General features: G+C 73.3%; 12 protein-coding genes and 1 pseudogene. 6 read left to right on the forward strand and 7 right to left on the reverse strand.

The annotated features are described in order from the left end of the window. Positions 1-8: 8 nt before the first annotated feature. Complete coding sequence (locus tag AQJ91_RS37670) at positions 9-350, reverse strand: DUF5713 family protein (RefSeq protein ID WP_067031036.1); 342 nt, start codon at positions 348-350, stop codon at positions 9-11. A gap of 80 nt (positions 351-430) precedes the next feature. On the opposite strand from AQJ91_RS37670, the gene AQJ91_RS37675 reads away from it, so the two are divergent. Next, positions 431-1228 carry an N-formylglutamate amidohydrolase gene (locus tag AQJ91_RS37675; RefSeq protein ID WP_067031039.1) on the forward strand — a complete coding sequence of 266 codons (798 nt, stop codon included), beginning with the start codon at positions 431-433 and terminating at the stop codon, positions 1226-1228. Between the two features lie 94 nt (positions 1229-1322). Next, a pseudogene (locus AQJ91_RS50845) lies at positions 1323-1531 on the forward strand (cytochrome P450); the annotation flags it as partial. A 61-nt stretch (positions 1532-1592) separates the two neighbouring features. Here AQJ91_RS50845 and AQJ91_RS37680 read toward each other — a convergent pair. Genes AQJ91_RS37680 through AQJ91_RS37690 form a run of 3 tightly spaced genes read right to left on the reverse strand, consistent with a single transcriptional unit; the run spans position 1593 to position 4140 of the window. Further along, entirely contained in the window at positions 1593-2057 is a 465-nt protein-coding gene (locus AQJ91_RS37680; protein WP_107122642.1) for a hypothetical protein, read from the reverse strand. Between the two features lie 11 nt (positions 2058-2068). After that, complete coding sequence (locus tag AQJ91_RS37685; protein WP_079085522.1) at positions 2069-2707, reverse strand: RNA polymerase sigma factor; 639 nt, start codon at positions 2705-2707, stop codon at positions 2069-2071. Continuing rightward, positions 2704-4140 carry a S8/S53 family peptidase gene (locus tag AQJ91_RS37690; protein ID WP_067031052.1) on the reverse strand — a complete coding sequence of 479 codons (1437 nt, stop codon included), beginning with the start codon at positions 4138-4140 and terminating at the stop codon, positions 2704-2706. Before AQJ91_RS37690 ends, AQJ91_RS37685 begins: the two co-directional genes overlap by 4 nt. A 148-nt stretch (positions 4141-4288) precedes the next feature. On the opposite strand from AQJ91_RS37690, the gene AQJ91_RS37695 reads away from it, so the two are divergent. Then, on the forward strand, positions 4289-6856 hold the full coding sequence (locus AQJ91_RS37695; RefSeq protein ID WP_067031174.1) for a CHAT domain-containing protein: 2568 nt from the start codon (positions 4289-4291) through the stop codon (positions 6854-6856). 7 nt (positions 6857-6863) lie between these two features. Here AQJ91_RS37695 and AQJ91_RS37700 read toward each other — a convergent pair whose 3' ends face one another. After that, positions 6864-8702 (reverse strand): LuxR family transcriptional regulator AbsR2, encoded by a 1839-nt coding sequence (locus AQJ91_RS37700; RefSeq protein ID WP_067031055.1) that lies wholly within the window; start codon positions 8700-8702, stop codon positions 6864-6866. A gap of 76 nt (positions 8703-8778) precedes the next feature. On the opposite strand from AQJ91_RS37700, the gene absR1 reads away from it, so the two are divergent. The 3 genes from absR1 to AQJ91_RS37715 all read left to right on the forward strand — a co-directional run bounded on the left by absR1 (position 8779) and on the right by AQJ91_RS37715 (position 11367). After that, on the forward strand, positions 8779-9900 hold the full coding sequence (absR1, locus tag AQJ91_RS37705; RefSeq protein ID WP_067031058.1) for a beta-glucuronidase AbsR1: 1122 nt from the start codon (positions 8779-8781) through the stop codon (positions 9898-9900). Positions 9901-10158: 258 nt separating this feature from the next. Continuing rightward, positions 10159-10542, forward strand: a complete 384-nt coding sequence (locus AQJ91_RS37710; RefSeq protein ID WP_234383280.1) for a hypothetical protein — start codon at positions 10159-10161, stop codon at positions 10540-10542. A gap of 252 nt (positions 10543-10794) precedes the next feature. Then, complete coding sequence (locus tag AQJ91_RS37715; protein WP_067031065.1) at positions 10795-11367, forward strand: MarR family winged helix-turn-helix transcriptional regulator; 573 nt, start codon at positions 10795-10797, stop codon at positions 11365-11367. 3 nt (positions 11368-11370) lie between these two features. On the opposite strand, the gene AQJ91_RS37720 is transcribed toward AQJ91_RS37715, so the two are convergent. Both AQJ91_RS37720 and AQJ91_RS37725 read right to left on the reverse strand, forming a co-directional pair. Continuing rightward, positions 11371-12075, reverse strand: a complete 705-nt coding sequence (locus AQJ91_RS37720) for a gamma-glutamyl-gamma-aminobutyrate hydrolase family protein (protein ID WP_067031068.1) — start codon at positions 12073-12075, stop codon at positions 11371-11373. Next, complete coding sequence (locus tag AQJ91_RS37725) at positions 12072-13562, reverse strand: aldehyde dehydrogenase (RefSeq protein ID WP_067031071.1); 1491 nt, start codon at positions 13560-13562, stop codon at positions 12072-12074. Before AQJ91_RS37725 ends, AQJ91_RS37720 begins: the two co-directional genes overlap by 4 nt. Between the last annotated feature and the right edge of the window lie 4 nt (positions 13563-13566).

Consider the following 13566-nt stretch of genomic DNA (forward strand, 5'->3'; position numbering starts at 1 on the left):
CCGTCCGTTCACCAGTCCCGGGTGGCGATCAGTTCCTCCACGTCCGCGTCCACGAATCCGTAGGCGCTGGCCACGAACCAGAAGTTCTCGGCTATCTCCTCGCGGGCCACCGTCTCGATCTCGCTGCCCGCGGCGTCGAACTCGCCCTCCAGGTCGTTGAACTCGTCGGTGGCGGCCTGGGTCAGGACGTACAGCGCGGCCAGGTCGGCAGGGTGCTCGGTCTCGATGCGCTCGCACAGCCTCAGCAGGATCTCCCTGCCTCGGTCCACCACGTGGTCGGGGTAGTAGTCGTCCTCGTACATGGCGCGCAGAAACGGGTACGCGGTCACCTGCTGGTTGCTGATCGGCATGGTGCTCCCCTGCCCCTTGCTGTTCGATATGGCACCTTGATCATGCCGCACCCCACTGACAACGCCCCCGGAGCAGCCTCATGACCGACGCCCCGTCCTCCTTCGAGCTGCTTCCCGGCGCCGCCCGCTCCCCCGTGATCCTCCATGTGCCGCACTCCGCACGGGAGGTACCGTCCGCCGTCCGTGCGGGCATCGTGCTGGACGACGCGGCGCTGGAGCGGGAGCTCGATCACATCACCGACGCGCACACGGCAAAACTCGCCGACGTCGCGGCCGAGTTGTCCGGCGTGACGCCCTGGCGGTTCGTCAACCGGCTGTCGCGGCTGGTCGTCGATCCGGAGCGGTTTCCGGACGAGCGGGAGGAGATGCTCGCCGTGGGGATGGGCGCCGTGTACACCCGGACCACGCACCTGGCCGAGCTGCGGCCCGCCGATACCGATCCCGAGCCGTTGGTCCAGCGGTACTTCCGGCCGTACGCGCGCGCGATGTCCGCGGCGGTCGCCGACCGGCTCGCCGCCACCGGGCGGGCCGTGATCATCGACGTCCACTCCTACCCGACCGCCCGGCTGCCCTACGAGCTGCACGGCGAGGGCCCGCGCCCGCCGGTCTGTCTCGGCACCGACGCCTTCCACACGCCGCCCGAGCTGTTGGCCGCGGCGCGGAAGGCGTTCGCCGCGTGCGGGGAGACCGGGCTCGACAGCCCGTTCAGCGGGACGTACGTCCCGCTGGAGTTCCACGGGACCGAGCCGAGGGTCGGCGCCCTGATGGTGGAGATCCGCCGGGACACGTACATGACCGAGCCGGGCGGCCCCGCCGGGCCCGGGCTCACCCGGCTCGCGGAAGCCCTGGCTGCCCTGGTCGACGCCGTGGCCGGGTGACCTCGGCTGGAGCACTCCCGCACGACCGGCGGCCGGGGCGCGGTGAGGAGTTGGGGCATGACCGAGGAGACCACCACCCTGACCTGGACGGGACGGCGAGGGCTGGGCGTGGCCGGCCACCCGCTACGACGACGTCAGGATGATCACCAACGATCCGCGGTTCGGCCGTGCGGAGGTCACCACACGTCAAGTGACCCGGCTTGCCCCGCCCTTCAAGCCCGGCCGGGCTCGCTCACGTTCGCCGACCAGCCCGACCACAACCGGCTGCGGCGGGCGGTCGCCGGCGCGTTCACCGTGGAGGCGATCGAGTGGCGGCGCCGGACGATGATCCGCGGGCCGCGGACCCTGCCCTGCATCTGGTAGTTCAGGCCCGCAGCCACTCCGTGACGACGACCTCCCCGCCGGTCCGCAGGCGCAGCGCGAACGGGCCGGACAGCGGTGCGTCGGTGGTGAAGCGGCCCATGTCGTCGGCCAGCAGCGGGGCGGCCGACTGCGGGCCGCTGAGCACCTCGATCCGGGCGGGCTGCGGCGGCAGCACCTGCCCCATCAGCCCTTGTGCGGTCACCTCTACGTCGACGGTCACCTCGCCCGCCCGGAAGGTCAGCATCCGGGGCACGTCCCCGGCTCCCCGCACCGGGATGGCGTCCACCACCGAGTCGAAGGTCAGCTCGGCGATCCGGGCGTCGAGATCGTGCAACGCGTAGGCCTCGACCGCGATCTGCCGCAGCTCCGCCGGGAGCGGGTCCAGGATGACGGCGGCCCGGCGGAGCTCCTCCTCCAGCAGTCCGGCGTCGAACTCCTCGTCGTCCAAGGGAACTTCGTCGTTCATGGCGTCGTCGTTCACAGTGCACCCCGTGCGTCGAGTCGGGCCCGCAGGCGGCGCAGACAGCGCTGGCGCAGCGGCCCGATGCTGCCCACGGCGATGCCCAGCGCGGCGGACACCTCCTGGTAGCTGGGCGGCGGCGAGGCCATCAGGACGCGCAGCAACTGCCGACAGCGGTCTCCGAGTTCCTCGAACTCCTGCCACAGCCGCCGGATGCGCTCGCTCTCGGCGGCCGCCTCCTCCGAGTCCAGCAGCGACTGCTCCGGCGTACGGTCCTCGCTGATCCGGTCGAGCACCTCGGGATCGCTCGTGACGGTCAGCCGCCTCAGGCTCTTGAGCACCTTCAGGCTCTCGTGCCGTGCGGTGCTCGCCAGCCAGGACCCGGCCTTCTCGGGTTCGCGGATGCGCCCTAGATGCTGGGCGAAGCGGAACCACACGGTCTGGTACACCTCGTGGCCGTCGGCGTCGGACAGCCGGTGTGCGCGCACGACGGACCACACCAGTGGGCTCAGCCCTTCCACGAGCGCCTTCCAGGCCGCCGCGTCCCCGTCGACGGCGGACCGGACCAACGCGCCGACATCTGCACGGTCCACAGCCCCACCCCTCGTGTACGGCAAGTCATCGTACGCCGCGGAGGGGACGGTTCCGGCCGTCATGCCGGAGGAGTGAGCTGAACGACGGGGACCGGGCGCCAGGTGGCCGGACGGAGCGCCGGTACGTGCGCTCCTCGCACCTCGGCGAACTCGGTGTTCCCGGAGAGGAGTTGGGTGCGGGCGGCGCGCGGGTCGGTCTCCTTGTGCGCGGTCATGTGGGCGGCGATCATGCCGGCCACGACGGGGGTGGCGAACGAGGTGCCGCTCCAGTGCGCGAAGCCCTCGAACATGACCTGGTCCGGCTTGGCCGTGGTGGTCTCCCGCTCCTCGGTCAGCACGCCGGTGTGACGCGGGGACTGGCAGGTGCAGGAGTAGGCGAAGCCGAACCGGCAGGCGTCGTACGTGGAGTGCTGGTACACGTACGGGACGGGTGCGTCGAAGCCGGTGAGGGCGCTGGTGAGGCGCTCGCCGGGGGCGTAGGCCTTGACCCAGGAGCCGTGGTTGCTGAAGCAGGCGCCGTACTCGCCGTCGCCGCGCAGCGCGCCGACCGACAGGACGGCGTTCTCGTACTCGGGCAGGGAGGCGTAGGCGGCGGGCCAGAAGGGCGTGGCGCTGGCGTTGTTGCCGGCCGCGGCGACCAGCAGGGTGCGCTGGTCGCGCAATTCCTGCATGAAGGCGTCGACGCCCAGCAGGCCGTCCGTACGGCCGTTGGAGGTGCCCGCGGAGAGGCTCATGACGTCCGGCCAGCCGTTCGCGTCGACGGACTCGAAGAGCTTCTCGCCGAACTCGGACTCGAGGATGGCGCCCGCGTCGTTGAGGGTGTTGCGGACCGTGATGTCCGTGTTGGGTGCGACGGCGGCGACGAGTCCGGCGATGAACGTGCCGTGGCCGACGTACTGCTGGAGGATCCCCTGGTCGTCGCACTCGTTGAGCTGGGCGTCGCCCTGGGCGCGGGCCAGCGGCGGGTAGGAGCGGTAGTCGCGCATCAGGCCGGTGTCGACGACGAGGACTCCGATGGCGGTGTCCGCGTCATAAATGCCGTCCACGAGCGCCGGGTTGGGCGCGCCGGTGATCGGGGCGGGCACGGGTTCGTCGCCGGGGCAGCAGTTGACCGCGATCGACACGACGTGGTTGCGGCTGACCAGGCGCCGTCCGGCGCGTCCCTCGGCCTCCCGGAGCGCGCGCAGGGCGCCCGCCACGGCGCGGTCGCCGCGCCGGTCGCCGTGGCCGGGGTCGCCGACCTGGATACGGGTGATGCCGGAGCGGTTGGTCTCCGGGCCCGCGCGGCGCACGTGGTCGGCGGTCAGGCCGGTGAACGCGGTGAAGTGCTCCCGCACGCGGTCCTCGACGAGGCGGGCCTCCTCGCCGTCGCGGGCGAGGACGACTCCCTTCTCGTAGACGAACTCGGCGGAGTCGTCCGGTCCCATCGCCAGGGGGACGTCCGGCATGGAGCGCTGCATCTGCTCGAACTGCTCCTGGAATCGCTGAGGTGCCATGGCGTGTCCTCCCGTTGAGGCGACCGTCGTCAATCAGAGTCGTGGAGCCCTTGATTGATACAGCGCCAAACCTGTGTGGGGTGCAACCCGGAGCACTACCATCCGTGGAGTGACAGCGGGAAGCGACCCGGTTCTCGAACTGCTGCCGATGGTGTTCGCCGCCCCCAACGAGGCTCTGGCTCGGGCGGAAGGGGTGCTCGACAACGATCCGTCGCCGTTGCACGCCTCCGTCGCCCATCAGGTGATCGGGATCTGGCAGCGGGACTTCGGCGACATACGGCTGGCCCTGGCCCATCTGCGGCGCGCCCGCGGCTTCGCCGTGCGTGCGGAGTCGCCCGACCAGGAGGCGGACGTCCTGTCCGCGCTCGGGGTGGCGCTGATCCACGCGGGCCGTACCCGGCAGGGCCTGGCGGAGATGGAGCGGGGTGTCGGGCGGGGCAGCGCGCACACGCGCGCGCGTGTGCTGTTCCGGAGGGCCTACGCCCAGTGGGTGCTGGGCCAGCACCGCCAGGCACTGGACGACGTACGCCGGGCGATTCCCGCGTTCCGGCAGGCGGACGACGTCATCTGGACGGCACGGTCGCTGACCCTGCGCGCGACCGTGCATCTGGCGCTCGGCGCGGTGGACCGGGCGGACGCCGACTTCACGGCGGCCGAGGCGCTGTGGGACACCACCGGCCAGGAGCACGACAAGGCCGACGCCGTGGAGAGCCGGGGGCTTGCCGCGTTCCGGGCGGGCGACATCCCGGTGGCGCTGCGGCTGCTCGACGAGGCGGAGGAGCGGTACGCCAAGCTCGGCACGCCGACGTTCATGCTCAACATCCGGCGCTGCGAGGTGCTGATGGCCGCGGGGCTGGCCCCTGAGGCGCTGGCCGAGGCGGACGCGGCGATCGCGGTGCTCGACGGCATCGGCGGTCAGTCGACCCGCAAGGCGGAGCTGCTGCTGGCCGCGGCGCGGGCCGCGCGGCGGGCGGGTGACGCGCACACGGCGATCGCGCGCGCGGACATGGCGGTACGGCTGTTCGCGGGGCAGCGGCGCACCTGGTGGGAGACGCATGCCCGGCTGGTGCTGATCGAGGCACGGGTCGCCGCCGGGCGCAGTTCGGGGCGGCTGGTCGCGGACGCGGCCGCGGTCGCCGACCGACTGGCGTCGTTCGGCGCGCCGGCCGCTCCAGAGGCGGCGCTGCTCGCGGGCCGGATCGCGCTGACGCTGGGCTGGAGGGAGGACGCCGAGCGGCATCTGACCGTCGCCGCCCGCAGCAGACGCAGCGGGCCGCCGCTGGCGCGGATGACGGGCTGGGCGGCGCAGGCGCTGCGGGCGCGGGCCGCCGGTTCCGGCCGGGGTGTGCTGGAGGCGTGCCGGCGCGGTCTGGACGTGCTCGACGATCACCGGATGACGCTGGGGGCCTCGGAGTTGCGGGCCCGCGCCACCGAACAGGGCGCGGAACTCGCCGCGTTGGCGCAGCAGGCCAGCCTCGACTCGGGCAGCCCCCGGCGGCTGCTGGTGTGGAGCGAGCGCTGGCGGGCCACCGCGCTGTCGGCGCCGCCGACCCGCCCGCCGGCCGACCCGGTGCTGCAGGGCAGTCTGACCGCGTTCCGGGAGATCGCGGCCCGCGCGGGCGCCGCCCGTATGGAGGGCCGTCCCATCTCGGTGCTGGACCGTGAACAGCGGCGTCTGGAACGGGAGATCCGCTCCCGCACTCTGCACATGCGCGGCGACTCGCCCGGCGACGGTGGCCGCTTCGACCTCGGGCGGCTGCTGGACCGGCTGGGCGGCGACGTACGGCTGGCCGAACTCGCCGTGCTGGACGGGCGGGTGCAGGTGCTGTTGTGCGGGCAGGGGCGGGTGCGGCGGTTCGAGGCCGGGCTGCTGGCGGCGGCGGAGCGTGAGGCCGAGCATGTGCAGGCCGCGCTGCGACGGCTGGCGCATCCGGGCGCGGAGGGGCGGCTGCCGGTGGTGGAGGCCATGGGGCGCCGTCTGGAGGAGCTGCTGCTCGGTCCGGCGGCGGCGCAGCTGGGCAACGGCCCGGTCGTGGTCGTACCACCGGGTCGGCTGCACCGCGTGCCGTGGGCGCTGCTGCCGTCGCTGCGGGACCGGGTGCTCAGTGTGTCGCCGTCGGCGAGCAGCTGGCTGCGGGCCCGGGAGACGGAGCCACCGGCCGGTGGGCGCCATGTGCTGGTGCGCGGACCGGGGCTGGCGACCGGTGGCGCGGAGGTGCCCGAACTGGCCGGCCGGTACGGCGGTTCGGTCGTGCTGGAGCACGAGGACGCGCGCGTGGCACGCGTGCTGGAGGAGCTCGACGGTGCGGCTCTGGCGCACATCGCGTCGCACGGCGACTTCCGCGTGGACAGCCCGCTGTTCTCGTCGCTGCGGATGGCCGACGGGCCGCTGATCGTCCATGACTTCGAACGCCTGGACCGCAGCCCGTACCGGATCATCCTCTCCTGCTGCGACACCGCCCGCTTCGCCTCGGTCGGCGCCGACGAGCTGCTCGGCCTGGTCACCGCCCTGCTGCCGCTGGGCACGGCCGGCGTGGTGGCGTGCAGCGCGCCGGTGAACGACGCCGCGGTGGTGCCGCTGATGCTCGCGCTGCACAAGGGGCTGAGCGCCGGCCTGTCGCTGGCGGAGGCGCTGCGGGACGCGCGGGCGGCGATGCCGGGGGACGCGCCACATCAGGCGACGGGGTGGGCGTTCTCGGCGTTCGGGGCGGCTTGACCTGCGGTTACGCCGGTTGCGCGGTCGGCAGTTCGATCAGCCACGGCAGTGCGCCGCGGTCGCCGGCGCCGAGGCGGGCGTACGCGCTGTAGAGGTGGTTGCCGACGGTACGGACGGACAGGGTGAGCTTCTCCGCGATCTGCCGGTTGCTCAGGCCGGCGGCCGCGAGGGTGACGATCTGCCGCTGGCGGGCGGTGAGTTCGCCGAGGACCAGTCCGTTCAGTGCCGGCGTCCTGGCGCCCTGGCAGCGGCGGGCCAGCGCGACGGCACGCGTGCGTGCGGTGCGGGCGGCGCGCGGGTCACGGTGGGCGCGTACGGCCTGGGCGTGCGCCTCGGCAGCGAAGAGCAGGAAGCCGCGCTCCGCCAGCTGTGCGGCGGCCCGGTCCAGGGCCGGACCGTCGCCGCGGGCCAGCGCGTCGGCGTGTGCGGCGAAGACGCCGGTCAGCCGGCCGGCGGCCCGCTCGGGGACGCCGAGGCGTACGGCGTCGTAGGGATCGCCGTTGATCGTCCGCACGGCCGCGTCGAGGTCGCCGCGCGCCGCCGCGAGCCAGGTGGCCGCCCCACCCCCGTGGGGGCGGCCACCCAGTACCTGGTGGGCGAGGGTCACCTCGCCCGACTGTGCTGCGGCGAGGGCGAGTTCGAGGCGGCAGGACGGATGGTCACCGCCGCCCCGCAGCCCCTCCCGCGCCCACGCCGCGGCCTCCCGCAGCTCCCCGCGCAGCCGCGCAAGCCGCGCACGTACGGCCGCGTAACCGCCGGGCACCGGCGCGCCCTCCGCCACCAGCCACTCCCCCACGGGCGCGGCCGTCTCCCTGACGTCCGCCAACTCGACACGCCGGGTCAGCGCGGCCGCCTCGGTGTCCAGGGCGGGCCCGTACTGATCCGGCGTACGGGACAGCCGCCTCGCCCGCAGCCGGCCGGCGGCGGCCCGCAGCACCGGGCCGTGCAGGGCGTGAGCGAGGCGGACGGCGCCGTGGTCGTCGACGCGGACCAGGACATCGGCCTCGAGGTGTTCGAGGGCGTGCAGGTCGAGTTCGTCCAGGGGCAGCGGCAACGGCTCGGCGAAGGCGAGGCGTTCGAGGGTGTCGCGCTCCTCGGGGCGGGTGCGGTCGAGGAGGTGCGCGGTGCGTTCCCGTACGGTCGCGGTGAGCGGCACCAGGCCACGCCAGGCCCATGTGTCCGACTCCGGGAGACTGGTGAGCAGTCCGCGCTCGCGCACGGCGCCCACGAGGTCGCGCAGCAGCCGCAGGTCCCCCTCGCACAGGCGGTGCAGCCGGTTGACGGTGAGCGGCTCCGGGCCCGCGCCGCCCGCGGCTCCCGTGGCCAGCAGCTGGGCCGTCTCCTCGCGGGGCAGCGGCTCCAGGGCGAGGCGGGGCAGCAGTTCTCCGGTCCACAGCCGGGAGACCGCGCCGGGCACGGGGGCGCCGTCGGTGGCGACGACCAGGAGGCGGGTGCGGCCGTGCACGGCCAGCTGGTGGACCAGTGCGGCGGAGGCGTCGTCGAGCAGATGGGCGTCGTCGACCAGCAACAGCCGTACGCCGGACAGGAGTTGGACGGCCCGGTGCAGGGAGACCGTCTCGGGTACGAGGTGCGCGAACGCGGCGAAGGGGAGCTGCCGGGTCTCCGGGGTGCCGGCCACCTTGGCGCAGTCGGTACCTCGGGCAGCCTCGGTGACGAGCCTGGTCTTGCCGCAGCCCGCCGGGCCGGTGATCACGATGCCGTGCCGGCCCGCGGCCAAGGACCGGCGGACCAGGTCGAGTTCGCTGTCCCGGCCGGTGAACGGCCAGGGCATGTCCAGCGTCTTCGCGTCCCGCGCAAAAGTCGTCACGCATACAGGAGCACGCATACTCACGCCTGATACACCACGACTTGAGTAGCCCCCGACTCAGGCGCCCGGCGACGCCCGACGGCACCCTTGGCGCATGACCGCACGCTACTGCTCCCTCGCGCAGCAGCCGGCCCCCGCCTTCGCACCGGGGCTGGCCGCCGAGCGGCTCAGTGCGCTCGTCGGCGGGCACCGGATGTGGGTCAACGGCACCGTGCTCCACTACCACTTCTTCGACCACGACTCCGACGCGTCCGTGATCCCCGACCCGGAGACCGGGAAGGCCCGGCGGGTGCCGTGGGCCGGCGCCAAGGAGCAGCGGGACGTCGTCCGCGAGTGCTTCCAGGAGTGGCAGGACCTCTGCATCGGGCTGACGTTCGCCGAGGTCGGCGACCGGTCGGAGGCCGAACTGCGCATCGGGTTCCAGCTCGGCGACGGCTCCTGGTCGACGCTCGGCAAGGACGCGCTCCACCTCGGCCTGAACGAACGCACCATGAACTTCGGCTGGGACCTGACCGTGCCCGGGGAGCGCGGGACGGCCCTGCACGAGATCGGGCACGCGCTCGGCATGCTGCACGAGCACCAGAGCCCGTTCGCCGGGATCCACTGGGACGACGAGGCCGTGTTCGCCGACCTCGCCGGGCCCCCGAACTTCTGGAGCCGGGACAAGACGTTCTTCAACATCCTGCGCAAGCTCGACCCGCGCGAGGTCAACGGGTCCGTCTGGGACCCGCATTCGATCATGGAGTACCCCTTCTCGGCCGGGCTGATCCTGGAGCCGGAGCAGTTCCGCGCGGGCCTGAACCCGCCCGGCACGCTCTCCCCGGCCGACAAGGAATTCGTCCTGCGCTGGTATCCGCCGGTGGGTCCTCCCCCAGTCTCGAACACGCTCGACCGTGGGGACCCCCATCGGCCGCCCGCGCTGGCGCCGTTCCGCTCGGCGCCGCTGCGCCTCGGCCCGGGTGAGCAGGCCGACTTCACGGTGGAGCCGCCGGAGACCCGCGAGTACACCGTGGGCACGTTCGGCGACAGCGACACCGTCGTCGTGGTCTTCGAGGAACGGGACGACGAGCCCCGCTTCCTCACCGCCCAGGACGACGGCGGCACCCCGCACAACGCCACCGTCAAGGCCCGACTGGTCAAGGGCCGCCGCTATTTCGTCCGGGTGCGCCTGTACTCCAGCTGGGGTTCTGGAGAGACAGCGGTCATGTGCTGGTGACAGCACGGACCCGCCGCACCCGGACGCACGGACCACTGTCCGGCACCGGGGGGAGCGGCCGCGGACGTCGCCTTCGGGGGAGGGAGACGTCCGCGGCCCATGCCGTGGTCATCGAGCTCGGGGACCGGTTGAACGGGCCCCGGCAGCCGGACGGTACAACCGGAAGACAACCCAGCAGGGTGTCAGTCAGTGGCAGAGCCACGACCACCGGAACCCGCCATGAGTATCAATGTCAGTGGTGGCCGATACCTTCGGGGCATGAGTGCATCGCACGTGATCACCGGATACCTCATCGGCGAGAGCCTCCGCCCCGGCGCCGCCTTCGAGCCGCCCGGACTGCGCCTGCGCAAGGTCAGCCGGGTGGACCTGTCCGCGAGTTCGGCCGACGGGCAGCCGCAGGTGTGGACGTTCGTCGAGTGGGAGACCGACGGCGACGTGGACGGGCTCGCGGAGGCGTTCGCCGACGCGCTGGCGCCCGAGCTCGGCTGGTACGTCGACTTCGGCGCCGGGGACGACCACGTGGTCGTCTTCGCCGGCAAGGTCTTCCGCTACCGGCGCGGAGACGAAGCGGGCCGCGCCGAAGCCGTCGCGTACGGGAGATCGGTGGGCACGCCCGAGCATCAGCTCGACTGGCAGGACTGACCTCGCGGCGGGTCGAGGTGAGCGGCCAGGCGGCGGGTGCAGGACCGGAGGGCGGGGTGGTCGGCGATGCGGCGCGCGGCGGTGCCGTCGAGGCGGTGGTGGTGCACGGTGTCGAGCCGGACCAAGGCGACCCACAACTCGACATCGGCGGTGAGTTGCGGCGACCGTGTACTCCCCGGCCGCCTGCACCTTCGTACAATTTGAGTCCGAACGACACCGCCGTCCGACGCCCCCGCGGCCGAAGGAGTGCCCATGCCCGGCCAACGATCCATCACCGAAGCCGAGAAGCTGGCCGCGGCCAAGCTCGGCGGCATCCCGTTGCGGCGGGAGCAGATGGCCGTCGTCGCCAACATCTACCGCGCCGCCTCGGCAGTCCGGCAGCACCTGGAGAATTCCGTGCTGCGCGGGGCCGATCTGACCTGGACGGCGTTCGTGGTGCTCTGGGTGGTCTGGGTCTGGGGCGAGTCGGAGACCCGGCATGTCGCGGAGGAGGCCGGTATCTCCAAGGGGACGCTCACCGGGGTCGCGCGGACACTGGAGGGGCGGGGCCTGCTGCAGCGGGCCGGGCATCCCAGCGACGGCCGGCTGGTCCTGCTCAGCCTGACCGAGGAGGGCGAAGAGCTGATGCGGCACCTGTTCCCGGCCTTCAACGAGGAGGAGGCCTTCGTCGCCGGGCGGCTCAGCGACGAGGAGTGCCGGACCGTCGCCGAGGGGCTGCGCCGGGTGGTGCTCCAGGTGGAGGAGCAGGGCGAGGAGCGCAGGCTCGCCCTGCTCGACGGAGCCGAACCGGCACCGCGGCGCAGCGGGCGCAGGCCGAAGGCCTGAGGCTCAGCGGTCGGCGGCCCGGACCAGCGCGTCGAAGAGGCACTGCTGTACGGGATCGGTGTGCGCGGTGTCCTCGGGGTGCCACTGGACTGCCGTGAACCAGCCTGCCCCGCCCGGGAGTTCGAGCCCTTCCACCGTCCCGTCGGCGGCGTGTGCGGTGACCGTGAGTCCGGTGCCGAGGCGGTCCACGCGCTGGTGGTGGTAGCAGGAGGCCTCCACCTTCTCCGCGCCGGCCGCCTGCTCCAGCAGGGTGCCGCTCCTGATCGCCACCGGGTGCACGACATGCCGGTGCTCGCGCTCGGGGCCGCCCATGTCCTGCTCCAGGCTGCCGCCGAGGGCGACGTTCACGACCTGGAGACCACGGCAGACCGCCAGCAGGGGCAGGCCCAACTGCAGTGCCTGGCGGGCGACTTCGAGATCGAAGGCGTCCTGGAGGTCGTCGACGTCGTACACGGCGGAGTGGGTGTCGGTCGCGCCGTACCGGTGCGGGGCGAGGTCGCCGCCGCCGGGGAGCAGAACGCCGTCGAAGCGGGCGAGCCGGGCCGCCACGTCGGCGGCGTCGGCGTCCGCCGGGTGGAGGCTCGCCGGTTCGCCGCCCGCCCGCCACACCGCCTCGATCAGGGCGCGGGCGTTGACCTCGGCGGCGTACCGGAGCGCGGACGTCGTGGCGGCGAAGCGGGCCGGGATCGCGATCAGGGGCCGGGTCACAGCTGGATCCAGGTGGTCTTGAGCTCGGTGTACTTCTCCAGGGCGTGGCCGGACTTGTCCCGCCCGTTGCCGGACTGCTTCATGCCGCCGAAGGGGACGGTCAGATCGCCCTCCTCGTAGCAGTTGACCCAGACAGTCCCGGCCTTGAGGGCGCGGGAGACCTGGTGGGCGGTGGAGAGGTCGGAGGTCCACAGGCCGGCGGCGAGACCGTACTCCGTCGCGTTGGCCAGCCGTACCGCCTCGTCCAGGTCGTCGAAGGCGAGGACGGACAGCACCGGGCCGAAGATCTCCTCGCGGGCCAGCCGCATGCCGGGGTCGACGCCGTCGAAGACGGTCGGCTCCAGGTAGGTGCCGCCGGTGTCGGTGAGGGTGCGCTCGCCGCCGGTGCGCAGCCGGGCGCCCTCGGCGAGGCCGGTGCCGATGTGGTCCTGTACGCGGCTCAGGTGGGCCTCGCCGACCAGGGCGCCCATCTCGGTGGCCGGGTCGAGGGGGTCGCCCACGCGCAGTTCACGGGCCCGGCGTACGACGGCCTCGGTGACGCGGTCGCCGATGGAGGAGTGCACCAGCAGCCGGGAGGGGGCGGTGCACATCTCGCCCTGGTTGAAGAAGATGCCCCAGGCGGCGGTGGCGGCGGCCCGTTCCAGGTCGGGGGCGTCGGGGAGGATGATGTTGGGTGATTTGCCGCCCAGTTCGAGCCAGACGCGTTTCAGGTTGGAGTCGGCGGCGTAGTGCAGGAAGTGCCGGCCGACGGCGGTGGAGCCGGTGAAGGCCAGGACGTCGACGTCGGGGTGGAGCCCGAGGGCCCGCCCGGCGACCGGTCCGTCGCCGTTGACGACGTTGAGGACGCCCGGCGGCAGCCCGGCCTCGGTGGCGAGGCGTCCGAGCAGGAGGGCGGACAGCGGTGAGTTCTCCGACGGCTTCAGGACGACCGTGCAGCCGGCCGCGAGCGCGGGGGCGACCTTCCAGCCGGCCAGCGTCAGCGGGAAGTTCCAGGGCACGACCGCGCCGACGACGCCGGCCGGTTCGCGGGTGACGAGGGCGAGGGTGTCGGGGGCGGTGTGCGGGGACTCGTCGGTGAGCTTGTCGGCGAGCTGGCCGTACCAGCGGAAGGTGGTGATGGCGGCGCGCAGTTCGATGTCGTACGCGTCGGTGATCGGTTTGCCCATCTCCAGGCTGATGGTCAGCGCGAGTTCCGCGCGCCGCTCTTCGAGCAGGTCGGCGATCCGGAGCAGCGCCCGGCCGCGCTCGGCGGGGGCGAGGCGCGGCCAGGGCCCGGCGTCGAAGGCCCGGCGGGCGGCGGCGACGGCCGCGTCCACCTCGGCGACGCCGCCGTCGGCGACCCGCGCCAGCACCTGGCCGTCCCGGGGCGAGACGACGGCGTAGCCCGCTCCCCCGCCGGGCTCGTCGGCGCCGTCGATGTGGTGGGCGCCGGACACCTCCAGGGACTTGGCGCGGCGCAGCCATTCCTCGTGGGTGACGTCGGGCATACGA

The organism is Streptomyces dysideae, assembly GCF_001514305.1.
Lineage (GTDB): Bacteria > Actinomycetota > Actinomycetes > Streptomycetales > Streptomycetaceae > Streptomyces > Streptomyces dysideae.